This is a genomic window from Lentzea sp. DG1S-22 (assembly GCF_036321065.1).
GTDB lineage: Bacteria > Actinomycetota > Actinomycetes > Mycobacteriales > Pseudonocardiaceae > Lentzea > Lentzea jiangxiensis.
This window is the reverse complement of sequence record NZ_CP143276.1, coordinates 4805072-4827679: the sequence shown is the minus strand read 5'-3', so window position 1 is coordinate 4827679 and position 22608 is coordinate 4805072. Positions and strand designations below refer to the sequence as shown.

33 protein-coding genes are annotated in these 22608 nt (G+C 70.9%); 18 read left to right on the top strand and 15 right to left on the bottom strand.

What is annotated here, in order from left to right:
- Positions 1–47: 47 nt before the first annotated feature.
- The 5 genes from V1227_RS22070 to xrtP form a co-directional block, all read right to left on the bottom strand.
- The gene (locus V1227_RS22070; RefSeq protein ID WP_329787474.1) at positions 48–833 is read right to left on the bottom strand and encodes a TIGR04222 domain-containing membrane protein; all 786 of its coding nucleotides are present in this window, start codon (positions 831–833) and stop codon (positions 48–50) included.
- Between the two features lie 22 nt (positions 834–855).
- The gene (locus V1227_RS22065; RefSeq protein WP_329787473.1) at positions 856–1497 is read right to left on the bottom strand and encodes a nucleotidyltransferase domain-containing protein; all 642 of its coding nucleotides are present in this window, start codon (positions 1495–1497) and stop codon (positions 856–858) included.
- Between the two features lie 10 nt (positions 1498–1507).
- Complete coding sequence (locus V1227_RS22060; RefSeq protein ID WP_329787472.1) at positions 1508–2080, bottom strand: biotin transporter BioY; 573 nt, start codon at positions 2078–2080, stop codon at positions 1508–1510.
- A 100-nt stretch (positions 2081–2180) separates the two neighbouring features.
- The gene (locus V1227_RS22055) at positions 2181–3503 is read right to left on the bottom strand and encodes a glycosyltransferase (RefSeq protein ID WP_329794079.1); all 1323 of its coding nucleotides are present in this window, start codon (positions 3501–3503) and stop codon (positions 2181–2183) included.
- Positions 3504–3547: 44 nt separating this feature from the next.
- Entirely contained in the window at positions 3548–4066 is a 519-nt protein-coding gene (xrtP, locus tag V1227_RS22050) for an exosortase P (protein ID WP_329787471.1), read from the bottom strand.
- Positions 4067–4363: 297 nt separating this feature from the next.
- On the opposite strand from xrtP, the gene V1227_RS22045 reads away from it, so the two are divergent.
- From V1227_RS22045 to V1227_RS22030, 4 genes are all read left to right on the top strand, one after another.
- Positions 4364–5128: a choice-of-anchor P family protein gene (locus V1227_RS22045; protein ID WP_329787470.1), complete on the top strand. Its 765-nt coding sequence runs from the start codon at positions 4364–4366 to the stop codon at positions 5126–5128.
- A gap of 14 nt (positions 5129–5142) precedes the next feature.
- Positions 5143–5337, top strand: a complete 195-nt coding sequence (locus V1227_RS22040; protein WP_329787469.1) for an LPXTG cell wall anchor domain-containing protein — start codon at positions 5143–5145, stop codon at positions 5335–5337.
- A gap of 65 nt (positions 5338–5402) precedes the next feature.
- On the top strand, positions 5403–6575 hold the full coding sequence (wecB, locus tag V1227_RS22035) for a non-hydrolyzing UDP-N-acetylglucosamine 2-epimerase (RefSeq protein WP_329787468.1): 1173 nt from the start codon (positions 5403–5405) through the stop codon (positions 6573–6575).
- A 119-nt stretch (positions 6576–6694) separates the two neighbouring features.
- Positions 6695–7351 carry a hypothetical protein gene (locus V1227_RS22030; protein WP_329787467.1) on the top strand — a complete coding sequence of 219 codons (657 nt, stop codon included), beginning with the start codon at positions 6695–6697 and terminating at the stop codon, positions 7349–7351.
- Here V1227_RS22030 and V1227_RS22025 read toward each other — a convergent pair.
- Positions 7348–7887: an isochorismatase family protein gene (locus V1227_RS22025; RefSeq protein WP_329787466.1), complete on the bottom strand. Its 540-nt coding sequence runs from the start codon at positions 7885–7887 to the stop codon at positions 7348–7350. The genes V1227_RS22030 and V1227_RS22025 overlap by 4 nt on opposite strands.
- Before the next feature lies 1 nt (position 7888).
- Positions 7889–9172, bottom strand: coding sequence for a nicotinate phosphoribosyltransferase (locus V1227_RS22020; protein ID WP_329787465.1), 1284 nt, complete (start codon positions 9170–9172; stop codon positions 7889–7891).
- 79 nt (positions 9173–9251) lie between these two features.
- On the opposite strand from V1227_RS22020, the gene clpS reads away from it, so the two are divergent.
- The 4 genes from clpS to V1227_RS22000 are packed head-to-tail and all read left to right on the top strand — an operon-like array spanning position 9252 to position 11327.
- Positions 9252–9551 carry an ATP-dependent Clp protease adapter ClpS gene (clpS, locus tag V1227_RS22015; RefSeq protein ID WP_045310228.1) on the top strand — a complete coding sequence of 100 codons (300 nt, stop codon included), beginning with the start codon at positions 9252–9254 and terminating at the stop codon, positions 9549–9551.
- Complete coding sequence (locus V1227_RS22010; protein ID WP_329787464.1) at positions 9548–10105, top strand: DUF2017 domain-containing protein; 558 nt, start codon at positions 9548–9550, stop codon at positions 10103–10105. Before clpS ends, V1227_RS22010 begins: the two co-directional genes overlap by 4 nt.
- Positions 10102–11013 (top strand): P1 family peptidase, encoded by a 912-nt coding sequence (locus V1227_RS22005; protein ID WP_329787463.1) that lies wholly within the window; start codon positions 10102–10104, stop codon positions 11011–11013. Before V1227_RS22010 ends, V1227_RS22005 begins: the two co-directional genes overlap by 4 nt.
- Before the next feature lie 17 nt (positions 11014–11030).
- On the top strand, positions 11031–11327 hold the full coding sequence (locus V1227_RS22000; protein ID WP_090098363.1) for a hypothetical protein: 297 nt from the start codon (positions 11031–11033) through the stop codon (positions 11325–11327).
- On the opposite strand, the gene V1227_RS21995 is transcribed toward V1227_RS22000, so the two are convergent.
- From V1227_RS21995 to V1227_RS21985, 3 genes are read right to left on the bottom strand one after another with little or no spacing between them, the layout of a single operon-like run.
- Complete coding sequence (locus V1227_RS21995) at positions 11311–11730, bottom strand: SRPBCC family protein (protein WP_329787462.1); 420 nt, start codon at positions 11728–11730, stop codon at positions 11311–11313. The two genes, V1227_RS22000 and V1227_RS21995, sit on opposite strands and share 17 nt — an antisense overlap.
- Complete coding sequence (locus V1227_RS21990; protein ID WP_329787461.1) at positions 11727–12248, bottom strand: SRPBCC family protein; 522 nt, start codon at positions 12246–12248, stop codon at positions 11727–11729. Before V1227_RS21990 ends, V1227_RS21995 begins: the two co-directional genes overlap by 4 nt.
- The gene (locus V1227_RS21985; RefSeq protein ID WP_329787460.1) at positions 12241–12585 is read right to left on the bottom strand and encodes an ArsR/SmtB family transcription factor; all 345 of its coding nucleotides are present in this window, start codon (positions 12583–12585) and stop codon (positions 12241–12243) included. The genes V1227_RS21990 and V1227_RS21985 overlap by 8 nt, the downstream gene beginning before the upstream one ends.
- 110 nt (positions 12586–12695) lie before the next feature.
- Between V1227_RS21985 and V1227_RS21980 the strand changes: the two genes are divergently transcribed.
- The 4 genes from V1227_RS21980 (at position 12696) to V1227_RS21965 (ending at position 15068) form a co-directional block, all read left to right on the top strand.
- On the top strand, positions 12696–13106 hold the full coding sequence (locus V1227_RS21980) for a Mov34/MPN/PAD-1 family protein (RefSeq protein ID WP_090098356.1): 411 nt from the start codon (positions 12696–12698) through the stop codon (positions 13104–13106).
- A 31-nt stretch (positions 13107–13137) separates the two neighbouring features.
- Positions 13138–13410 (top strand): MoaD/ThiS family protein, encoded by a 273-nt coding sequence (locus V1227_RS21975; protein WP_236221699.1) that lies wholly within the window; start codon positions 13138–13140, stop codon positions 13408–13410.
- An 8-nt stretch (positions 13411–13418) separates the two neighbouring features.
- Positions 13419–14369 carry a PLP-dependent cysteine synthase family protein gene (locus V1227_RS21970; RefSeq protein ID WP_329787459.1) on the top strand — a complete coding sequence of 317 codons (951 nt, stop codon included), beginning with the start codon at positions 13419–13421 and terminating at the stop codon, positions 14367–14369.
- A 120-nt stretch (positions 14370–14489) separates the two neighbouring features.
- Entirely contained in the window at positions 14490–15068 is a 579-nt protein-coding gene (locus V1227_RS21965) for a DinB family protein (RefSeq protein ID WP_329787458.1), read from the top strand.
- A gap of 291 nt (positions 15069–15359) precedes the next feature.
- On the opposite strand, the gene V1227_RS21960 is transcribed toward V1227_RS21965, so the two are convergent.
- On the bottom strand, positions 15360–16220 hold the full coding sequence (locus tag V1227_RS21960; RefSeq protein WP_329787457.1) for an SMP-30/gluconolactonase/LRE family protein: 861 nt from the start codon (positions 16218–16220) through the stop codon (positions 15360–15362).
- A 33-nt stretch (positions 16221–16253) separates the two neighbouring features.
- Between V1227_RS21960 and V1227_RS21955 the strand changes: the two genes are divergently transcribed.
- From V1227_RS21955 to V1227_RS21940, 4 genes are read left to right on the top strand one after another with little or no spacing between them, the layout of a single operon-like run.
- Positions 16254–16865, top strand: a complete 612-nt coding sequence (locus V1227_RS21955) for a rhomboid family intramembrane serine protease (protein WP_236221702.1) — start codon at positions 16254–16256, stop codon at positions 16863–16865.
- A gap of 11 nt (positions 16866–16876) precedes the next feature.
- A complete protein-coding gene (murI, locus tag V1227_RS21950) occupies positions 16877–17626 on the top strand; it encodes a glutamate racemase (protein ID WP_329794078.1) in 750 nt (249 codons plus the stop codon).
- Between the two features lies 1 nt (position 17627).
- Positions 17628–18395 carry an MBL fold metallo-hydrolase gene (locus V1227_RS21945; protein ID WP_329787456.1) on the top strand — a complete coding sequence of 256 codons (768 nt, stop codon included), beginning with the start codon at positions 17628–17630 and terminating at the stop codon, positions 18393–18395.
- Positions 18392–18808: an OsmC family protein gene (locus tag V1227_RS21940; RefSeq protein WP_329787455.1), complete on the top strand. Its 417-nt coding sequence runs from the start codon at positions 18392–18394 to the stop codon at positions 18806–18808. The genes V1227_RS21945 and V1227_RS21940 overlap by 4 nt, the downstream gene beginning before the upstream one ends.
- Here the strand turns inward: V1227_RS21940 and V1227_RS21935 are convergent.
- Positions 18766–19260 carry a DUF2231 domain-containing protein gene (locus V1227_RS21935; RefSeq protein WP_329787454.1) on the bottom strand — a complete coding sequence of 165 codons (495 nt, stop codon included), beginning with the start codon at positions 19258–19260 and terminating at the stop codon, positions 18766–18768. The two genes, V1227_RS21940 and V1227_RS21935, sit on opposite strands and share 43 nt — an antisense overlap.
- A gap of 49 nt (positions 19261–19309) precedes the next feature.
- On the opposite strand from V1227_RS21935, the gene rph reads away from it, so the two are divergent.
- Positions 19310–20077: a ribonuclease PH gene (gene rph, locus V1227_RS21930; RefSeq protein WP_329787453.1), complete on the top strand. Its 768-nt coding sequence runs from the start codon at positions 19310–19312 to the stop codon at positions 20075–20077.
- Positions 20074–20673, top strand: a complete 600-nt coding sequence (rdgB, locus tag V1227_RS21925) for an RdgB/HAM1 family non-canonical purine NTP pyrophosphatase (RefSeq protein ID WP_329787452.1) — start codon at positions 20074–20076, stop codon at positions 20671–20673. The genes rph and rdgB overlap by 4 nt, the downstream gene beginning before the upstream one ends.
- 52 nt (positions 20674–20725) lie before the next feature.
- On the opposite strand, the gene V1227_RS21920 is transcribed toward rdgB, so the two are convergent.
- The 3 genes from V1227_RS21920 to V1227_RS21910 all read right to left on the bottom strand — a co-directional run bounded on the left by V1227_RS21920 (position 20726) and on the right by V1227_RS21910 (position 22366).
- Positions 20726–21064, bottom strand: coding sequence for a DMT family transporter (locus V1227_RS21920; protein ID WP_329787451.1), 339 nt, complete (start codon positions 21062–21064; stop codon positions 20726–20728).
- Between the two features lie 284 nt (positions 21065–21348).
- A complete protein-coding gene (gene bcp, locus V1227_RS21915) occupies positions 21349–21816 on the bottom strand; it encodes a thioredoxin-dependent thiol peroxidase (protein WP_329787450.1) in 468 nt (155 codons plus the stop codon).
- Between the two features lie 22 nt (positions 21817–21838).
- Positions 21839–22366, bottom strand: a complete 528-nt coding sequence (locus tag V1227_RS21910; protein WP_329787449.1) for a hypothetical protein — start codon at positions 22364–22366, stop codon at positions 21839–21841.
- Positions 22367–22608 lie beyond the last annotated feature (242 nt).

Sequence of the window (22608 nt, the reverse complement as noted above, 5' to 3'; positions counted from 1 at the left end):
GTGCGACGGCGCGAGAGAGCCAACAGAGCGGGCCACACCGCACGGGCTCAGTCGCCACCACCGCCGCACCCACCACCACAACCGCCGCCCCCGTCCCCGCCGCAGGAGCCGGACGAACACCCGCTTCCGCAGCTGCCGCTCGAAGACGGGTCCCGGTGGGGCAGCATCGCGGCCACAGCGGCCGAGAGCCCGAACATCCCCGCCACCGCCAGCCCACCGACCCGGCCGCGCAACCCGCACACCGCCACCGCGCCCAGCGGGTCCTGCGGCGACACGCGCCGCTCGGCCCGCCCCAGGACCACGTGACCGGACCGGGTCCGCAGGCGGCCGGGATCACGGGTCGCCAGCACGGTGCCCCACACGAACAGCAGGACACCGGCCGCGTAGCAGGACCAGTCGGACAGGCCGGGCGCGAAGCCGTCGACGAACGACGTCACGGGACGGACGACCTCCGGCCACAACCAGTCGAGGAACCCGACCGCGACCAGACCGAACGCGAGGATGAACAGCCACGGGTGCAGGCGGGGGCGCAGCGAACGGCGGCGGCGCAGCAGGCGGCGGTCCGCCAGGTGGCCGCGCAGGCTCGCCGCTCCGGCCGAGGACGCCGCGCCGTGCAGGACGTCGTGCAGCGAGCGGCCGTAGCGCGTGTTCTGCAGGATGTATGTCTCGAGAGGTGTGGAAGGGCCTCGGCCGGGAATGTGGACGGCGCTCACCACGCCTTCGCGGGAGAGGCGCACCAGGCCTGCCTGCACCAGGCGGGCCAGGGCCACCTCGGCCGCGCGGGCCGGGCCGCCTGCCAGGCAGCCCAGCTCTTCGGGGGTATGCGTGGTCACGCGGATTTCTCGGCCGCGGAACCTACGTCGTTACGTCGGTCAGGATCCGGTCGAACAGGTCGATGGCTGCCTGCGTGTGTGATGCGCCCAGCTCCACCGAGGGGTCCCGGCGGGCGGCGACGACGTCGGCGAGCGGCAGGTCCGGCCAGCGGGCCGCGGCCAGTTCGCCGGCGCGGGACTTGCTGACGATCTCGCCGGTCCTGATCGTGTGCCACAGCCGGGCGGGGCCGAGTCCCACCCAGAGGACGCCGTCGCGCGGCAGCGATTCCACAGCGCGGACCTGCGCGAACAGAGGCGTCCAGTAGCTGACGAGGTTCCCGCGGCAGTAGTCCTCGACCTCGGCCGCGGTGACGGGGCATGTGGGACGTGTGCCGCGCACGGTTTGACCGACGGTCCGCAGTTGTTGCCACAGCACGGGAGTGATTTCACCGGCCAACGGCGTCACGGCGGAGACCGGCTCCTCCAGCGAGCCCACCGGCACGACAGCGACGTCGGCGCCCTCGACACCGGGCACCTCGGCGGGGGACGACAGCTCGACCACGATGTCGAGGTCCGAGTCCGCGACCACGTCGCCCAGCACTCGCGAGCCGTAGAGATGCGCGCCCACCACGAGACCGGGCAGACGCGCATCCAGGAACGACAGGTACTCCCCGGGTGTGATCACCCGGTCCAAGCTACCGGCGGCGCACCAGCGCCCAGGCTCCCGGCAGCACACCGGCGGCGAGCGCGATCTTCAGGGCGTCACCGATCAGGAACGGCAGCACGCCGACGGCCAGCGCCTTGCCGAACGACATCCCGGTCATCGCCATCAGCCACGGCACACCGACCGAGTAGATCGCCAGGTTGCCCAGCGCCATCGTGCCGAGGGTGCGCAACGGCGTGCGGTCGCCGCCGCGTCCGGCCAGGTAGCCGACCAGGGCACCGGCGAAGACGAAGCCGACCACGTAGCCGAGCGACACCGGGACGCCGGACGAGCCGCCCTGGAACCACGGGACGCCCGCGACACCGGCGATCAGGTACAGCAGCATCGAGGTCGCGCCGCGCTGCCAGCCGAGAGCGGCACCCACGAGCAGTGCGGCGAACGTCTGGCCGGTCAGCGGAACAGGGCTGCCGGGGATCGGCAGCGCCACCTGAGCGGCGAGACCGGTGAGAGCGGCACCGGCGACGACCAGGGTCAGGTCGCGGACCAGTGCCCCCGGCACGAAGTCGGCGAGCACGGTGCGACGGGGCGCGAGTGCGAGAGCCACGTTCCCTCCCAGGCGGAATCGAGTGAACCGAGGTTAACCAGGGAGACTCGAGAACGTCTTTGTCCGATGTCTACAAAGTGACCGGTTACACACATGTATCTCACACGTCGAGAGCAACCTTGCCCGTCACGCGCTCCTCGTTGCGCCGCGTCTTGGTCCAGCCGTTGTGGCCGCGCACCAAACGGATCAGCGCACGCCACGACGTGATGTAGAAGGTGTAGATGTACAACGCGTAACCGAACCCGTACCCGATCGACCTCCAGAACCCCACGGGCTCGCAGCGCGCCCGGTACACCGGTCCCCACAGGACGAACGGGAGCAAACCGAACGCGCCGTAGACGGTGAACAGGATCCACGCGCCCTCGAAGAACCACGTCACGACTTCGGACGGCGACACCGCGAACCGGTACGCCATCATCGCCACGGGGATCGGGTAGATCAGCGTGCCGAGCAACTGCATCCACGGTTGCGCGAGGTAGTACATCATCTCGGCGGCGCCGAGGGTCGTCAGGTGGTCGGAGTCCCAGATGCGCCGCAGGTAGCGCATGCACTGCATCGTCCCCTGACCCCACCGGGTGCGTTGCGCCAGGAAGCGCCGCAACGAGTACAGGGCTTCCTGGTTCACGTGCGTGTCCAACGAGAACCCGGTGTGCCAGCCCGCCGTCAGCAGGTGCACGCCGAGCTCGAAGTCCTCCAGCAGCGAGCCGCGCCAGGGACTCCCGGTCGGCCCGGCGATCGAGTCCAAAGCGGACAGTCGGGTGAACTGGCCGTTGCCGCCCATGGAGATCGTGCCGGTGGCGCCGCGCGACATCTGGATGGCCGCGATGGCCGTGCGGAACTCGAGGTCCTGCATCCGCACCAGCCCGGCGCCGAACGCGCGCCGCCACCGCGACACCCCGGGCTGGCGCTGCCCCGCGTTGATCATCCGCACGTCCACCTGCACCGCGCCGATGCGCGGGTTGCCGAAGAGGTGCGTCGCCGCGCAGACCTCCAGGCAGTTCGGGGCGGGACGTCCGTCCGCGTCCACCACGACGACGATCGCGCGGTCGGCGTCCGCCCGCCGGCCCATCCACATCTTCAACGTGCGGTAGGCGTCGTTCAACGCGTTGCCCTTGCCGGTGCGGGCATGCGGCCGTTGGCGTTGCACGAGGTGTATCTGGGGGTCGCGCACACCGCCGTTGCGCTTCAACATCCGCACGACGCCCGCGGTGCGGTCGTCGGAGTCGTCGTCGATGACCCACACGTGCGCGATGGGGAACGTCTCGCGCAGGTACCGGATCGTGCCGCCGATGACGGCTTCCTCGTCGCGGCACGGCACGAAGAAGTGCCACTCGAACGAGCCCGGCTCGCCGACGGGAGCCGGTTTGCGCCGCAGGTACGGCACCACGATCACGAACACGTACGTCACGAAGGCGACGCTCATCGTCAGGGCGAGCGCCTGCGTGAACCCGAGGACGAGGTCGAGGCTCACCCGCGCGTGGCCAGCCAGACGAACGCGACCAGCGCGGCCGCGCCGCCGAACACGCTGACCATCGAGCCGAGCAGCGTGTGACCCCAGTAGTAGCCGGTGTCGACGCCGAGCCAGTTCACCAGGCCCACCAGCGTGAGCACGCGGAACTGGTTGACGACGACCACCGCGAGACCGGCGACGCCCAGCGCGACCAGCACGCGGGACTGGATGCGCGGGCGCAGCGCGATCATCACCGCGCCGACGACGATCAGCGGCAGCACCAGGAACGCGGACGTGCACTCCGGCGTCATCCGCAGGCCCAGGGGAGTGTCCGAGCCGAGTCCGAAGTAGACGGTCTGCCGCTCGGGGACCACGTCCACGCCGTGGGAGCTGATGACGCCGAGGACCGCGCCCGACAGCGAGATCTCCGCCGTGCGGTACAGGCGGTGTGCGAAGACGAGTCCCGCAGCAACGGCGAGCAGGACGACCACCGTCACCCGGCTCGGGAATGCGGTGCGGCGCACGGCAAGCGTCACCCGAGGATCCTTTCCACCGATTGAGGGAGCGCCCATACGGGCTACCTGACATTCCATCGGTAGACGCAACGTCATCCCTCACCCCCGGATCGGGTGAGGGCGTAACCGGAAATTGATCAAAAAACCCACGATGAGTGGCGCCGATTGGGCGAGTCGAGTGGTCCCGTCGCCCGATACGGGGAGTAACCCTCAGTTCCCCCGAAAGAAAGCCGATGCCGGTAATTGCCCCCGGAAAGCGTGAAACCACAGTGGTATCAACGCGCCCCGAGGGCCGGAGGAATCAAGGGAAGGAGTTTCATGCGTGTCCGAATGACGGGACTGGCCGGGGTCATCGCGATTGCCGCACTCCTGGTCGGTGCCGCACCTGCTTCGGCCGCTCCGGGGGACGCCTCGGCCTACGGTGCGAAGCTCGACGTGACGCTGCTCGGCAGCCCCGCGGTCAACGCGGAGCCGTTCGCCGCGGCCACCGCGAGCGGTCCGACGCAGAACACGTTCGCCGGCGTCGACCTCACCGGGGTGCTCGAGACCGGTGTCATCAACGCCTCGGCGTCACGCGACGAGAACTCCGGCGGCGTGCACTCGAGGGCGAGCACCGCCGACGTCCGGGTCGACCTGCTCTCCGGGGTCACCGGCAAGATCTCCGCCGAACTGGCGGAGGCGGAGTGCACGGCCACCCAGAAGGGCCTGGCCGGCAAGGCCGAGCTCGCCGGTGTGGACCTGGGCGAGCTCGGCCGGGTCGACGCCGAGCCGGCGGCCGGCACCAAGCTCGACGTGCAGCTCGCCGGCGTAAAGATCGCCGAAGTGGTCTTCAACGAGCAGGTGAAGAACGCCGACGGCAGCCTGACGGTCAACGCGATCCACATCAGGCTGCTGCAGGGCGTGCTCGGCTCCATCGGCACCGGCGACGTGATCATCTCGTCGGCCACGTGCGGCCCCGCCGGCCTGCCCATCCCGATGGCGTCGGGTGCCGGGCTGTGGATCGGCCTCGGCCTGCTCGGCGTCGTCGCCGCTCCGGTCGCCTTCGTGGCGCTGCGCCGCCGCGCGTCGCTGAACGCGGCCTGATCCAGGAGCGGCGGATGTACAAGGTCCCCGGTACGGGCGTCGGTGTCGGCACGGGCGTAGGTGCCCTCGCGGTCACCGGCGCGGACGTGACGTGGTGGATCGCCGCGGCAATCGTGCTCTTGCTCGCTGGTGCGCTTGTCCTGCACAGCACGCGCAAGAAGCGCCGCGTGGCGGTCCCGGTCCAGAGCAGACCGAATCGAGCCGGCTGACGTGGTCCGCCTGGGGTCGCCCCCGCTCCCAGGCGGACCTCCCGGTCTCCCGAGAGAGGACAAAGGTGAGCAAAGAGGTTCTGTTGGTGGCCGGCACGCGGCCAGAAGCAGTGAAGATCGCCCCGGTCGCCATCGCGCTGAGGGGGCACCCCGGCCTCCGTCCCACGATCGTCCACAGCGGACAGCACTCCGGCATGGTCGAGCAGGCGCTCGGCGCGTTCGACCTGGTGCCGGACGTGCGGCTGGACGTCCCGCGCTCCACCGGCACGCAGGTGGAGCTCGTGTCCCGGCTGCTGCCCGAGTTCGACGCCCTGCTGCAGGAGCGCGATCCCGCGGTCACGCTCGTGCAGGGCGACACGACGACGGCCCTCGCCGCGGCGCTGGCCTCGTTCTGGCGCGGGATCCCCGTGGCGCACCTGGAAGCCGGTCTGCGCACCGGTGACCTGTACGGCCCGTTCCCCGAGGAGGGGAACCGGCAGATGATCTCCCGCATCACGTCGCTGCACCTCGCGCCGACCGACGACGCGGCCACCGCCCTGAACGACGAGCGCCTGCCCGACAGCCACGTCGTCGTCACCGGCAACACCGTCGTGGACGCCGTGCAGCGCGTCGCGTCCGCCGACGCGCCCGCGTCCAGCCCGGACGTCATCGCCCTGGAGCGCGGCCTGGACGCCACCGGCGGCCGCCTGATGCTCGTCACCGTGCACCGCCGCGAGTCGTGGGGCCGCCCGCTCGCGCGCGTGCTCGACGCCGTGCGCGCCATCGCCGACCGCCACCCCGACCTGCACGTCCTCGTCCCCGCGCACCCGAACCCCGGTGTGCGCGAGCAGGTCGTGTCGCTGCTGGGCGGCCACGAACGCGTCGTCATCACCGGCCCGCTCGACTACCCGGACATGGTGCGCGTCCTGCGCCGCGCCGCCCTCGTGCTGACCGACTCCGGCGGCCTCCAGGAGGAGGCGCCCTCGTTCGGCGTGCCGGTGCTGGTGCTGCGCGAGACGACCGAACGCATGCTCGCCGTCGACGCCGGGTGCGCCTGGCTCGTCGGCACCGACACCACCCGCATCCTCGCCGAGGCGGGCTGGGTGCTCGGCTCCCGGCTGAGGCTTCCGCTGGGGCGCAACCCGTTCGGCGACGGGCGTGCCGCGGTCCGGGTGTGCTCCGCGCTGGAGAGGCTGGCGGGCCTGCCGACGGCCCTGCCGCGCCGGGAGCCGTACGCCACCCTGGTCGGTGTCCGCTGAATGTCACTCGGTCGGGTAATCGCGATTTCCCCAACGGGTGATATGACCGCCCAGCCGTCAGCGACGCCATTTCGCACAACCATTATCGGGTGGTGGGAAATCGAGCCATGAGGGCACCAATGCGCAAAAGCATCATCGCGGGCGCTGTGGTCGCGCTGACGTTCGCGACCGCGGCCCCCGCGCTCGCGGCCAATCCTCCCGGCAGGGCGTCGGCGGGCTCAGCGGACTTCGCGAAGGAGGGCCAGACCTACCAGGTCGCGCCGCTCGCGGTGTGCGACGTGAACCCGGACGCCGCCGGCACCGTCACCGGCGCGAGCCCCGCCGTGAGCACGACCGGCCTCAAGTTCGGCGAGACCAGCTCGTCCTGCACGACCGAGGTCGTGAACCCGGACGAGTTCCTGACGAAGACGAGGTCGGTGGCCAGGGGGTCGGCCTTCGAGCTGTCCGCGCTCACCGGCGTCCGGGGTCCGCGCCTCAAGATCGGCGGGTGGGCGATCACCTGCGACGCGACCGACAAGGGCACCAGCGCCGGCTGGGAGCTCAAGGGCATGTCCGGCTGGACGGGGCTGCCGGCGCAGATCCCGCCGGGGTACGTGCACGAGGTCAAGGCGAGCAACGGCACGGTGCTCGCCAAGGCCAAGTTCACCGACGCGGTGTTCCCGGTGCCGAACGACGGCAGCGTCAGCATGACGCTGCTGAAGATCACGTTCGAGCCGTCGTCCGGCTACACGGGAAGCGTCACCGTCGGCACGGTGGCGTGCTCGCCGACTCCTTAGGCGACCCGGACGCCCGCGGCGAGCAGCTCCTCAACGGCGGCGTCGCGGGTCGTCTGGGTGACGGCCGCCGTCAGGTCGACGAGCACCGTCGTGCGGAAGCCGTTGCGTTGCGCGTCCAGTGCCGTGGCGCGCACGCAGTGGTCCGTCGCGATGCCGACGACGTCCACCTCCGTCACGCCCTTCTCCGTCAGCCAGCCCGCGAGGTCGTTCTCCGCCTCGAAACCCGAGTAGGCGGCGGCGAAGCGGCCCTTCGAGAACACCTGCTCGATGCCGGACACGTCGAGCTCCGGGTGGAACGACGCACCCGGCGACCCGGCCACGCAGTGCACCGGCCAGGAGTCGATGAAGTCCGGCGTGAGGGAGAAGTGCGGTCCGGGGTCGACGTGGTAGTCCCGGGTCGCGACGACGTGGTCGTACGACGAGGCGGCGATGTGCTGGGAGATGGCCGCGGCCACGGCCGCACCACCGGCCACGGCCAGGGAACCGCCTTCGCAGAAGTCGTTCTGCACGTCGACGACGATCAATGCCTTCGTCATGTCAGCCTTCCAGGTAGATCGTCGGGATCGCGGGCTCGCCGCGCGAGAGCTTGAGGCCCTCCCACGGCACGCTCACCAGGGCAGCGCGCAGGCGCTCGCGGCTCTGCTCGAGCGTGGGAACGTCGTCGGTGAGCTCTCCGCCGCGCATCAGCGGGATCTGCACCAGCCTGTCGTGCGGGCCGAGCTCGGGTTCCGACGGCGCCTGGAACACGACCTCCTCGATGGCCGTGCCCGTGTCCTTGTGGCGGCGCAACGCCTGCTTCCACCCGCCGCGCGACTGCTTCGACGAGCTGCGCTTCTCGACGTGCCTGCCGTCGACCTCGACCAGCTTGTAGACCATGCCCGCGGTCGGCGAGCCGGACCCGGTCACGACCGACGTGCCGACGCCGTACGCGTCCACGGGCTCCGCGCGCAGAGCGGCGATCGCGTACTCGTCGAGGTCGCTCGACACGACGATCCGGGTGTTCTTCGCGCCGAGCGAGTCGAGCTGGTCGCGCGCCTGCCGGGCCATCACGCCGAGGTCGCCCGAGTCGATCCGGATGGCACCGAGCTCCGGACCGGCGACGGCGACGGCCTTCTTGATGCCCTCGGAGATGTCGTAGGTGTCGACCAGCAGCGTCGTGCCGACCCCCAGCGCCTCGACCTGGCTGCGGAACGCCTCTTCTTCGGTGTCGTGCAGCAACGTGAACGCGTGCGCGCACGTGCCGGCCGTCGGGATGCCGTGCCGGCGGCCCGCCTCCAGGTTGGACGTGGCGTGGAAGCCCGCGAGGTATGCGGCCCGTGCGCACGCCACGGCGGCTTCCTCGTGCGTGCGGCGGGAGCCCATCTCGATCATGTGACGGCCGTTGGCGGCGGACACCATGCGGGCGGCGGCGGACGCGATGGCGCTGTCGTGGTTGAGGATCGAGAGAGCGAGCGTCTCCAGGACGACCCCTTCCGCGAACGACGCCCTCACCGTCAGCACCGGGGATCCGGGGAAGTAGAGCTCACCCTCGGGGTAGCCGTCGATCTCGCCGGAAAAACGGTAGTTCGCGAGCCATTCCAGGGTCGCGTCGTCCACGACGGAGTTGCGGCGGAGCTGCTCGACCTCCTCCTCGCCGAAGCGGAAGTCCGCGATCGCGTCGAGCAGCCTGTTCACGCCGGCGACCACGCCGTAGCGGCGCCCGTCGGGGAGCCTGCGCGCGAAGACCTCGAACACGCACGGACGGTCACCGGTTCCGTCACGCAGCGCGGCCGCGAGCATCGTGAGCTCGTAGTGGTCGGTGAGCAAGGCCGTCGAGTTCATGGTCACCAACCCTAAGGTCGCATCCGGTTTACCCGCACGCGGTCTCCGTCACTGCGGCGAACATGACACCATTGGCGGTATGACCACGCCCGTCGAACAGGAACGGACGCAACCGGAGGCCGTCGGCGAGGAGATCGCCGCCGAGGACCGACCGTGGCAGACGGTGGTCTGGAACGACCCGGTGAACCTCATGTCGTACGTGACTTACGTGTTCCAAAAGCTGTTCGGTTTCAGCAGGGACAAGGCGACCAAGCTGATGCTCGACGTGCACCACAAGGGCAAGGCGATCGTGACTTCGGGTACCAAGGACAAGGTCGAGGCCGACGTGGCGAAGCTCCACGCGGCGGGCCTCTGGGCGACCATGCAGCGGGCCTCGTGAAGCGGTGGATCCGCGACGGCGACGTCGTCGTCGGCAGGCTGGACCGGCAGGAGGCCGCGGTCGTGCGCGGTCTGGTCAGCCAGATCCAGGACATGCTGCTGGCCCGCGCCGAGGAGACGCCCCAGGACGAGCTCGCGGAGCTCACCGGCATCAGGACGGGTCCGTCGGAGGCTCCCGACGACCCGATCCTGGGCAGGCTGCTGCCGGACTTCCACCGGCTCGACGACGACGCGCCCGACCCGGACGAGGTCAACTCGGCCGCGGCGCTGCGCTCGTTGCACGAACCGGAGCTCCTCGACCACAAGACGGGTGCCGCCGAGGTGGTGCTGAAGACCTGCTCTCCCGACGGCGGGGAGATCAGGCTCACCATCCCCGAGGCCGAGGCCTGGATGGCGTCGCTGAACGACGTGCGTCTGGCCCTCGGGACGGCGCTCGACGTGACCGAGGACATGCCGGACGAGCTGCCGCCGGAGGACCCGAGATCACCGCACCTCGGCGTCTACCACTGGCTGACCTGGGTGCAGGACACCCTGGTCGAGGCGATGATGCCGTGATCCCCGGCGTCCTCGTCGGCCACCACCACCGGGTCGAACCGGGCTGGGCCACGGGTACGACCGTGGTGCTCGTGCCAGGGGGCGCGGTCGGTGCCGTCGACGGGCGGGGCGGTGCGCCCGGAACGCGCGAGACCGACCTGCTGGACCCGGCGAACCTGGTCCAGCAGGTGCACGCGGTCTGCCTGTCCGGCGGGTCCGCGTACGGGCTCGCGGCCGCGGACGGCGTCATGCGGTGGCTCTCGGAACGCTCGATCGGCTTCCGGGTGGGCGCGCAGCCGCACCACGTCGTGCCGATCGTGCCGGGTGCGGTGATCTTCGACCTGCCGATGTCGGAGTGGGGCAACCGGCCGGACCCGTCGTTCGGCCACGCGGCCTGCGAGGCCGCGTCGGAGCAGTTCGAACTGGGCTGCGTCGGCGCGGGTGCCGGCGCGCGGGTCGGGTCGTTGAAGGGCGGCGTCGGCGTCGCCACGACGACGGCCGGCGCGCACCAGGTCGGCGCGCTGGCCGTGGTGAACGCCGCCGGCGAGGCCGTCGACCGCGCCTCCGGCCTGCCGTGGCTGCCGTCGCTGGGCACCGAGGCCGTCGTGCTGCCCGAACGCAAGCCCGAAGGCCTCAACACGACGATCGGTGTCGTCGCGGTGGACGCCGATCTGTCCAAAGCGGAGTGCCGGCGGCTCGCGATGGCCGCGCAGGACGGCCTCGCCCGCGCCGTGCGGCCGGCGCACACCATGTTCGACGGCGACACGGTGTTCGCGCTGGCCACGGGTGCCGTGCCGCTGGCAGGACCGCGTGCGTTCGCGTTGGACGCCCTGTGCACGGCCGCCGCGGACATGTTCGCCGAGGCCGTGGTGTCCGGTGTGCGCGAGGCAACTTCTTTGAACGGCGTGACGGCGTTCCGCGACCTCTGAGTGGGTAACCCCCGCGCATGGCGGATGTCATCGATCAGGCAGCAGGTGTCGTCACGGAGCTCGCACCGCCCGGCGCGGCGCGCGAGATCCCCGGCCGGGAACTGGCGGTGGTCGCGCCCGCGGGGCTCTTCGCCGCGGCGTTCCTCGTGCCCCCGGCGGTGGGGAAGGTGCTGATGAAGCTCGGCGTCGCCGCCACACCGCTCGCCGCGTGGGCGGAGCTGGCCGCGTGGCGCGGTCTCGACCAGGGGCAACGCCGCCGCGGCGTGGCGTTGCTGGCCCTCTACCTCGTGGTGGTGCTCAGCAGGCGTCGATGAACGCCTTGAAGTTGTCGACGTTGCGCTCGACCTGCTCGCGCAGCGACTTCTCGAGCACCCCGCGGCCGAGCTTCATGATCCCGGACAGCTCGAACTCGTTGTCGCACACGAGGAGCGTGTGCCGGTCGTCGACCGCCGAATAGCGGTTGGTGATCGTGTGGATCATGCCGGGCGTGCGGTAGCGCGAGACCCGTTCGTCGGCGGTCGCGGACAACACCGTCTCCTCCAGCGTGAACTTGCGGTACCTCAACGTCGCCGTCGAGCCCGCCGCGCCGGGGGTGGCGGTGTGGTGCGTGATGCCGACCAGGTCCGGCTGCCACTCGTGCAGGTGGGCCGGGTCGGACGTGAGCACCCGCACCCGCTCGATCGGCTGGTCGAGCACGACCTCCTTGGTGAACCTCACCGCAGCACCTCCGTCCACGCGTCGCTGATCTGCTGGGCCTGCACGCCCGCGGCCGCCAGGTCCTCGGGCGAGGCCGTGGCGACCCAGTCCTTCGCGGCGCCTTCGGGCAGGTCACCGGTCAGGAACTTCTCCAGCGCGCCCAGGCCCATCTCCCAGCCGGCGCCGAGACCCCACACCGCCGGCGAGGCGTTCGGGATGAGCTCACCGGGCACGGGGGAGTGCGACAGCGTGAGGACCGTCGAGTCGCCGTCCTCCTCGAGCCGCACGACGACCTCGGTGACGCCGCCGCCCATCTCCCAGGTCAGGCCGATCTCGCGGGGCCGGTCGCAGCGGACGACCTCGCCGCCCGCGTTGCCCTCCAGCTGGTAGCGGCCGCCCTCGCGCAGGTCGCCGCTGATCGGCAGGAACCACCTGACCAGGCGTTCCGGTGTGGTGATGGCGTCCCAGACGTCCTCGCGGTCCGCCTTGTAGTGCCTGCGGACGACGAGCTTGCCGTCCTCGTAGGAGCGGTCAGTCACCTTCTGCCTCCAGTCTGCGTTCCCGCCTGCCCCGGGCCAGTTCCGTGGCGAGCGCGTCGAGGTGCGGTTCCCAGAACCGCCGGAAGTGGCCGAGCCACGCGTCGACCTCCCGCAACGGGTCGGGTGCGACCGCGTACAGCCGTCGCGTGCCGGCGGGTCTCACCTCGACGAACCCGTTCGAGCGCAGCACCTTGAGGTGTTGCGACACGGCGGACTGGGTGATCCCGAACTCCGCCTGGACCACCTCGCCGACGTCGCCCGCCGCCCGCTCACCGGTGGCGAGCAGCTCCAGGATCCGCCGGCGGACCGGGTCCGCGAGTACGTCGAACGCGTGCACGAAGGACACTGTAGTAGCAGCAGCTAATATAAGCCAGCGCTAAATAAAGGAGCGTGACGTGGGTATCTCGCATACCGAGACAACTCCCGCCGGCCCGTAGGATTGAGCACGTGCTGGTGATTCGCCGTGACCTGGTGGACGCGATGGTGGCCCACGCGCGCCGCGACCATCCCGACGAGGCGTGCGGGGTGATCGCCGGGCCGTTCGGGTCCGACCGCCCCGAGCGCTTCATCGAGATGGAGAACGCGGAGCGGTCGCCCACGTTCTACAGGTTCGACGCGGCCGAGCAGCTCAAGGTCTGGCGCGAGATGGACGCGAACGACGAGGTGCCCGTGGTCATCTACCACTCGCACACGGCGACCGAGGCGTACCCGTCCCGCACCGACGTCTCGTTCGCGGGCGAGCCGGAGGCGCACTACGTGCTGGTCTCCACGCGTGACCCGATCGAGCACGAGCTGCGGTCGTACCGCATCGTCGAAGGTGTCGTGACCGAGGAACCGGTCAAGATCATCGAATCCTGAGTTGCACCCGTTTCCCGGAGGTAGAACCACCATGGCAGTCACCGTGTCGATCCCGACGATCCTGCGCACCCACACCGGGGGCGAGAAGTCGGTGTCCGCCACCGGTACGACGCTCGCCGAGGTCATCGACGACCTGGAGAACAACCACGGCGGCCTCAAGGCCCGCCTGGTCAAGGAGGGCTCGCTGCACCGGTTCGTCAACGTCTACGTCAACGACGAGGACGTGCGCTTCTCCGGTGGCCTCGACGCCGCGGTGAAGGACGGCGACAACGTCACCATCCTCCCGGCCGTCGCGGGCGGCTGATCCTCCCCATGGCCCGCTACGACTCGCTCCTGGACGCGCTCGGCGGCACACCGCTGGTGGGCCTGCCCCGCCTGTCGCCGTCTGAGGACGTGCGCATCTGGGCGAAGCTCGAGGACCGCAACCCGACCGGCTCGATCAAGGACCGGCCCGCGCTGGCCATGATCGAGGCGGCGGAGCGGGACGGCGTGCTGCGTCCCGGCGCGACGATCCTGGAGCCGACGTCCGGCAACACCGGCATCTCGCTCGCCATGGCCGCGAAGCTCAAGGGCTACGGCCTCGTGTGCGTGATGCCGGAGAACACCTCGACCGAACGTCGGCAGCTGCTGCAGGCGTACGGCGCGCGGATCGTGTTCTCGCCTGCCGCGGGCGGGTCGAACCAGGCCGTCGCCACCGCCAAGGAGCTGGCGAAGCAGAACCCGGACTGGGTCATGCTCTACCAGTACGGCAACCCGGCGAACGCCGAGGCGCACTTCCGCGGCACGGGCCCGGAGATCCTCGCCGACCTGCCGGAGATCACGCACTTCGTGGCCGGCCTGGGCACGACGGGCACGCTGGTGGGCGTCGGCCGGTACCTGCGCGAGACCAAGCCGGAAGTGCAGGTCATCGCCGCAGAACCCCGGTACGGCGAGCTGGTCTACGGCCTGCGCAACCTCGACGAGGGCTTCGTGCCGGAGCTGTACGACGAGTCGGTGCTGACCGGGCGGTACTCGGTCGGGTCGTACGACGCGTTGCGCCGCACCCGGCAGCTGCTCGAGACCGAGGGCATCTTCGCCGGCATCTCGACGGGCGCGATCCTGCACGCCGCACTGGCCGTGGCGCAGAAGGCCGTGGTGGCGGGGAAGTCCGCGGACATCGTGTTCATCGTCTGCGACGGCGGGTGGAAGTACCTGTCCACCGGTGCCTACTCCGGCACCCTGGACGAGGCGGCGGCGCGGCTCGACGGCCACCTCTGGGCCTAGCCCGACGATCTTGTCGGTGGTGCTGGACAGGTTGTGACGCAGGGGTTCCCGGTCCGGTGACCCACTCGCGACCAGGGCGGATGTGTCCGACACGTCCGCCCTGGCCACTATCCTTCGGTGGTGACGGTAACCGCTGACGATCTTGACGCGGCTGTCTCCTGCCTGGCCGACGCACTCGGTCCCGCGACCGGCCAGGACTGGGTGATCCCGCCCGGTACAGGAGAGTGGAACTGCTGGCACACCGCCGAACACGTCGGCGACTGCCTGCTGTCCTACGCGGCGCAGCTCGTTGCCCGTCCTGATGCCCGCTACGTGCGCTTCCTCGCTGTTGCGGACGAGGAGGCGAGCCCGGCTGAAGTGCTGGAGTTCGCGGTGACCGGTGGCAGGATCCTCGCCTCTGTCGTGCGGACCACGGCGCCGTCCGCTCGCGCGTACCACCCCACCGGCATGGCCGACCCGGCGCACTTCGCCGGCATGGGCTGCGTCGAAGCACTGGTGCACGGCGAGGACATCGCCCGCGGCCTCGGCCTGAGGCTCGATCCGCCACGCGACGTTTGTGCTCGCGTACTCGCGAGGATGTTCCCCCACGACGATCTCGACGTGGATCCCTGGACCGGCCTGCTCTGGGCCACCAACCGCACCAGCCTGCCCGGCCGTGAGCCGCAGACCGGCTGGCGCTGGCAGGGCCCGCCGGTCTGAGCCCGAACTGTCAGACCCTCTGAGTACGTTGTGACGCAGGGGTTCCCAGCTCGGGGGGACGCCTGCGTCAGCCTGTTCCCAGCCCGTTTCGAGCGGGTTCGAGCGGCTGTTCCGGCAGGGTTCGAGGGCTGTTGCGGGCGGGCGGAGTCGTCGCGTCGAAGGGCCTGGCCCTCACTGGTGGGTCCGCGGCCTGCTTCGACTTCCGGACAGCGGCACAGCCCGGTGAGACGCCCACGTCGGCCCGCGTGCCCGGCCCCGCGCCGACCAGCCCGCGCCGCCTCCCACCGAGCCTCAGCCGTTGAACGCCGTCCCCGGCACGCCCTGCCCCACACCCGGCAGCACCAGCACCGACCCGTTGAGCTGCCGGTCCGCCAACGCCTCGTCGGGCAGCCCGACGCGCGCGGAGGTGACGTAGAGGTCGGTGAAGTCCGCCCCGCCGAAGCAGCACGCCGTCGGGTTGTCGACCGGCACCTCGATCTCGCGGTCGAGCTCACCGGCGGGCGTGTAGCGGCGCACGGCGCGACCACCCCACAGCGCGACCCAGACGCACCCGTCGGCGTCGACGGTCAGCCCGTCCGGCCAGCCGTCGGTGTGGCCGACGTGGGTGAGCGGGCGGCGGTTCGCGACGGTGCCGGAGGCGTTGTCGAAGTCGAGGACGTCGATGCGGCGGGTCGGGGTGTCGATGAAGTACATGAGCTTCGCGTCCGGGCTCCAGCCGACGCCGTTGCTCGTGTTCACCTGGTCCAGCACGACCTTCGCGGAGCCGTCGCCGGTGACCCTGGCGAGCCAGCCCTCGTCCGCGGCCTGGTCGTAGCGCATGGTGCCGGCCCAGAGGCGGCCCGACGGGTCGACGCCCGCGTCGTTGCCGCGCACGCCCTCGCGGGCCCAGTAGACGAGCCAGTTCTTGGTGCCGTCGCGGTCGATCAGCGCGATGCCGTCGCGCAGGTTGCAGACGACGCCGCCCTGCGCGCGCGGCTTGGCGGCGCCCACGTGCTGCGGCACGGTCAGCACCGCGTCGTCGTCGCGGCCCGGGGCGTACCGGTGCACCTCGGAGGCGAGGATGTCCACCCACAGCAACGTGGAGCTGCCGTGGTCCCACGTCGGCCCCTCGCCCAGCTGGGCGGATGCGCGTACCGCTACTTCGATCGACACCCGGCCACCCTAATCGCCACGTACGCTGGACCGGTGGACCGCACCGCGCCGGCGAAACGCGTCATCCCCCCGCACCCCGTGCTGTCGTTGCTCGTCGTGGCGGGGTTCGTCGGTTTCCTCTACGTCGTCGAGGCCTTCGACGTGGCGACCGGCGGCTCGCTCGAGGACGACGGCGTGCGGCCGCGCGACTTCGGCGAGTGGGACAACCTGCTCTGGATGCCGTTGATCCACGGCGACTGGAGCCACCTCACCGGCAACGCCGTTCCGTTGCTGCTGCTCGGTTTCCTCACGACCTCGGGCGGGCTGAAGCAGTTCTTCCAGGTCACCGCGGTCATCTGGCTGTCGTCGGCGCTGGGCGTGTGGGTGCTCGGCAGTCCCGGCAGCCACATCGGCGCCTCCGGGCTGGTGTTCGGGTTCCTCGCGTTCCTGCTCGTGCGCGGGATCTTCGCGCGCTCGTGGCTGCAGCTGCTGATCGCGGTCGGCGTGTTCGCCCTCTACGGGGCCGCGCTGTGGGGCGTGCTGCCGGGGCAGCCGGGTGTCTCGTGGGAGGGCCACCTGTTCGGCGCACTCGGTGGAGTTCTGGCGGCGTGGGGTGTTTCTCGCGACAACCGCCGCAGTACGACACCCGCTACATTCACGGCGTGACGATCGGGATCATGGACTCGGGCGTCGGCGGCCTGACGGTCGCCCGCGCGATCATGGACCAGTTGCCGGGCGAGTCGATCCACTACATCGGCGACACGGCGCACGGTCCCTACGGGCCGCTGCCGATCGCGCAGGCGCGCAAGCACGCGCTGGAGATCTGCGACCGGCTGGTCGACGAGGGCGCGAAGATGCTCGTGATCGCGTGCAACACCGCGTCCGCCGCCTGCTTCCGCGACGCCCGCGAGCGCTACGACGTGCCGGTGGTCGAGGTGATCCTCCCGGCGGTGCGGCGTGCCGTGATGACGACGAGGTCCGGTCGCGTCGGCGTGATCGCGACGGTCGGCACGATCAACTCGCACGCCTACCAGGACTCGTTCCAGGCGGCGCGGGACGTGACGGTGACGGCGGCGGCGTGCCCGCGGTTCGTCGACTTCGTGGAGCGCGGCATCACCTCGGGCCGGCAGGTGCTCGGGCTCGCGCAGGCCTACCTGGAGCCGTTGCAGCGCGCCGAGGTCGACACCGTCGTGCTGGGCTGCACGCACTACCCGCTGCTGACCGGCGTGATCCAGATCGTCATGGGCGAGCGCGTGACGCTGGTGTCGAGCGCCGAGGAGACGGTCAAGGACGTCGTGCGGCTGCTGACCGAGCGCGACGACTTCGCGTCCGAACCGCCCGTGCACCGCGTGACGTGCACCGGGCCGCCGGAGCGGTTCGCGAAGCTCGCCTCCCGGTTCCTGCCGACCTTCGAACAGTGGGGCTGATGTGCTGCTGACCGTGCTCGGCTGCTCCGGCAGCATCCCCGGACCCGGCGCGGCCGCCTCGGGCTACCTGCTGGAGGCCGACGGGTTCACGCTGGCGCTGGAGTTCGGCAACGGGGTGCTGTCGCGGTTCCAGGAGGAGCGGCCGCTGTTCTCGATGGACGCGCTGGTCCTCTCGCACCTGCACCCCGACCACTGCGTGGACGTGTCTTCCCTCTACGTGGCAAGGAAGTACCACCCCGATCCGCCGTCGTCGCGGTTGCCCGTCCACGCGCCGGCCGAGGCCCATGCGCGGTTCGTCGCCGCCTACGCGCCGAACGAGGCGGAGCGCTCGGCGCTCGACTTCAGCGACATCTTCTCGTTCCACCCGCTCGGGTCCACGGTCCGGATCGGACCGTTCACCGTGGACTCCGCTGTTGTGGCACATCCTTGCGAGGCTTACGGGTTCCGGATCTCGTGCGGTGGCGTCACGCTCGCCTACACCGGCGACAGCGGCCCGTGCGCGGCGCTCGACGAGCTGGCCTGCGGCGTCGACGTGCTGCTGAGCGAGGCGAGCTGGACCCACGCTCCCGACCGCCAGCCCGACCTGCACCTGTCGGGACGCGAGGCGGGTGAGCTGGCCGCACGGGCGGGGGCCGGGCGGTTGCTGATCACGCACGTGCCGCCGTGGACGTCGCGGGAGGCCGTGCTGCAGGAGGCCAAGTCGGCGTTCGACGGGCCGAGCGAGCTGGTCGTGCAGGGCGGCCGGTACGAGGTGGGGGAGCACACATGATCGAGATCGAGCGCGTCGGTGACCACGAGTTCGTCGCCACGAACGGGCGCGGCGCGTCCGTGCGGATCGGGCGCAAGGGCCAGGAGGGGTCGTTCAGCCCCGTCGAGCTCCTGGCCGCCGCGGTCGCGGGCTGCGCGGTGGTGACGTCGGAAACGCTGGTCCTGCGCAGAACGGGCGGCGACCAGCTGACAGCACAGGCGGACGCGGTGCAGTCCGAGAGCGGCAACGAGGTGATCTCCGTCCCCGTGACGCTCTCGTACGACCTGTCCGCCGTCGACGACCCGGAGGCGCTCGACGTCCTCGTGCGCCGCGCCGTGGAGCAGTTCTGCACGGTCACGCGCACCCTGAAGCAGTCGGCGACGGCCCCGCTTCAGCTGCCGACACCGCTCCAGACGGCCTCCGACCCGCTGTGACCGGCCCGCACGGTCTGCACCGTCGCGCCGACCGCGAGCACCACGACCAGCACGGACACCGCGACTGAGATCACCCGCCACGTCTTCGTGGCGGGTGCCTCCGCCTGGCGTTCGCGGTCGGCGAGCCGGCCCGCGACCAGCAGCGCGATCACCGCGACGCCGAAGCCGAGCGCGAGGGGCAGCAGCATGTCGCCGAGCTCCGCGTGCGTCTGGATGACGGGGCTCTGCACGCCGTTGCGCGCGAGACCTGCCTGGAGGTCCTCCCCGGTCTGCTTCGCCGCCGGAACGGAGGCGACCCCGGCCAGCGTGACCCCGAGAACGACCCAGGAGTACCTGCGCCGCCAGGCCGGCACCAGGGCGATCGCGACCGAGCACAGAGCCGCGAGAGGCAGCAGCACGACCACCGCGTGCACCAGCAGGGGGTGGAGCGGAATACCGTCGATCGTCAGCATGTCTCTCCCTACGCCATGGTGCTCCGCAGGGTTCATTAGGGTAGGTGCCGTGGTGCGAAGCGATGGCCGAAACGACGACGTGTTGCGTGACATCCGGATCACGCGTGGATATCAGACCTGGCCCGCGGGCTCGGTCCTGATCGAGTTCGGGAACACCCGCGTGCTCTGCGCCGCGAGTGTCACCGAAGGCGTCCCCCGCTGGCGTCAGGGCTCCGGTCTCGGCTGGGTGACCGCCGAGTACGCGATGCTCCCGTCGGCCACGCACAGCCGCAGCGACCGCGAGTCCGTGAAAGGCCGGATCGGCGGCCGCACCCACGAGATCTCGCGCCTGATCGGCCGGTCGCTGAGGGCCTGCATCGACCTGGCGGCGCTGGGCGAGAACACCATCGTCATCGACTGCGACGTCATCCAGGCCGACGGCGGCACGCGCACGGCCGCGATCACCGGCGCCTACGTGGCCCTGGCCGACGCCGTCACGTACCTGGGCGCCGCCGGTCGCCTCGCCGACCCGTCGCCGCTGTCCTGCGCGGTGTCCGCCGTGTCGGTGGGCGTCGTGGACGGACGGGTGCGCCTCGACCTCCCCTACGAGGAGGACTCCCGCGCCGAGGTCGACATGAACGTCGTCGCCACCGACGCCGGCACCCTGATCGAGGTCCAGGGCACGGGTGAGGGCGCCACGTTCGCCCGGTCCACTTTGGACCGCATGCTGGACGTCGCCCTGCGCGGGTGCGCCGAGCTGAACCGGATCCAGGCCGAGGCGCTGGCGCAGCCGTACCCCGGCGTGCTGCCGGAGCCCAAGTCCGGGGGCAGGCGGTGAAGCTGCTCCTGGCTTCGCGCAACGCGAAGAAGCTCCGCGAGCTGCAGCGCATCGTGGTGGCCGAGTCGCTCGAAGGCATCGAGGTGCTGTCGCTCGCCGACGTGCCCGAGTTCCCCGAGGCCCCGGAGACCGCGCCCGACTTCGAGGGCAACGCGCTCGCCAAGGCCCGTGACGCCGCCGCTGCCACGGGGCTGGTCTCGGTCGCCGACGACTCCGGGCTCGCCGTCGACGAGCTGAACGGCATGCCCGGCGTGCTGTCCGCCCGGTGGTCCGGCCGGCACGGTGACGACGACGCCAACCTGGACCTGTTGCTGGGACAGCTCGGCGACGTGCCGGACGAGCGTCGCGGCGCTGCCTTCGTGTCGGTGGTGGCTCTCGTCGTGCCCGGCGGCGAGGAGGTCGTCGTGCGTGGCGAGTGGCGCGGCACGTTGCTGCGGGCTCGTCGTGGCAGCAACGGGTTCGGCTACGACCCGATCTTCGTTCCCGAGGGGTACGAGATCACGTCGGCGGAGATGACGGCGGAGCAGAAGGACGCGGAGTCACACCGCGGCCGCGCCCTCAAGCTCCTGGTCCCGCACCTGCGCAAGCTCGCTTAGTCGTACCCGCGACGACGCCGGGGCCCGGTTCGCCGGCCCCGGCGTCGTCGCGTCAGGCGGCTGCCTGGGCGTGTGAGGCCACCGACACGACGCAGACGCCGGCGGCGATCAGGGCCATGCCGCCGAGCATGGCCAGGTTCAGCGGGTCCGCGAACAGCACCCGGCTCGTGACGGCCACCAGGGCGATGCCGGCGCCCGCCCAGATCGCGTAGGTGATGGCCACCGGCAGGCCCATGCGGATCACGAGTGATTCCAGGTAGAGGGCCGTCAGGAAACCGGCGGCCAGACCTGCGACCGGCCACGGTTTCGTGAAGCCGTCCGAGTATTTGAGGCAGAGGGTCGCGAAAACCTCCGCGCCCACCGCGAGGGCGAGCAACATCCACTTGAGCATTGAATTTTCCCAGCACGAAATGCACGCAGCACAAGGCGTGCGTGTTGAAGAGAACGGATGACGTCGGGGCGAAACGCCCTGGTCAGCCGCCGCGCGTGGGGAAGTGGACTCGCAAGACGAAATCAGACGGGATGTCGGGGCCGCTAGGTGCCGTCACGCGACACACGGTGTATCACCCTCACCGGAACAGGGGCGGCTTTGGTGCACGCCCTCCGTTCGACCATACCCGAAAAAAGGGCCGCCGTCGCGACGAAAGCGACGGCGGCCTCACCTGCGGGTGGAGATCAGGCGGGGAGTTCGCGCAGCAGCTTGGCCACGTGGCCGGTGGCGCGGACGTTGTACATGGCCTTGACGATCTTGCCGTCGGGGCCGACGAGGAACGTGGAGCGGATGACGCCCTGGACGGTGCGGCCGTAGTTCTGCTTCTCGCCGAACGCGCCCCACTCGGTCAGGGCCTTCTTGTCCGGGTCGCCGAGCAGCGGGAAGGTGAGGCCTTCCGCGTCGCGGAACTTCGCGAGCTTCTCCTGCTTGTCGGGGGAGATGCCGACGACCTCGTAGCCGGAGGCCGCGAGCGCGCCGAGGTTGTCGCGGAAGTCGCAGGCCTGCTTCGTGCAGCCCGGGGTGCTCGCGGCCGGGTAGAAGTACACGACCACGGACTTGCCGAGGTAGTCGGACAGCGACACCGGCTTGCCCTCGCTGTCGGGCAGCGTGAACGCGGGTGCGGTGTCACCGGGTTCGAGACGACTGGTCATGCCGCAGAGACTATGCCCGCGGCTACGCCTGGCCCTCGAAGACGGTCGGGGCGTCCTGGCCCTGTCCACCCGGCTTGATGGTCAGCTGCATCCTCGTCGGCGACTCCGGGACCGCGAACGCGAGCTGCAGCTGCGTGTCGCGGCCCGGCGGGAGCTCCGCCACCGCCGCGGCGAGGCCGTTGAGGCCCTGCACGGAGTCGACGAGCTCCGCCGCCGGCTGGCCGTCGGCCGTCGCCCTGACGGAGAGCTGGGAGAGGCGGTAGGAGGCCTTGGAGCCGTTGTAGACGGTGATCGTGAAGACCGCGGTGCGCTTGGCCGGGGGGATCGCCGTCTCGGACGGCGCCAGCGAACGGGGAGCGGACACGACGACGGAGAGGCCCGAGGCCCACACGCGCTGGGTGCCGAACGCGGCGGCACCGGACGCGTGGGGCGTCTCGGCTCGCTGTTCGACGGTCAGGTTCTCGTCCGGGGTGACGGCGACACCGGGGCCCGCACATCCCGCCACGGCCAGGAGCAGGCACAGGCCCGCGGCCGATTTGGCGAACTTCACGAACTCCCCTTTCCCACCCCGGCGGTGGGTGTGGACGACTCACGTCAACTGTGACGGTGCCGAAGGGGCAGTGCGAACGAAAGCGGCCTCTGAAGCGGACCTGGTGCCGGGCCGTGGCCGACTCGTGATGGGCGGCGTGGGCGGCGCCACAGAGAGCGCCGGCCCCACGCCGTCCTGCGGCCGAAGCCGCTTGGTGAAGCTAGGGAGCGCGTCGGGGGGCGTGCGCGCTCATACCGATCATC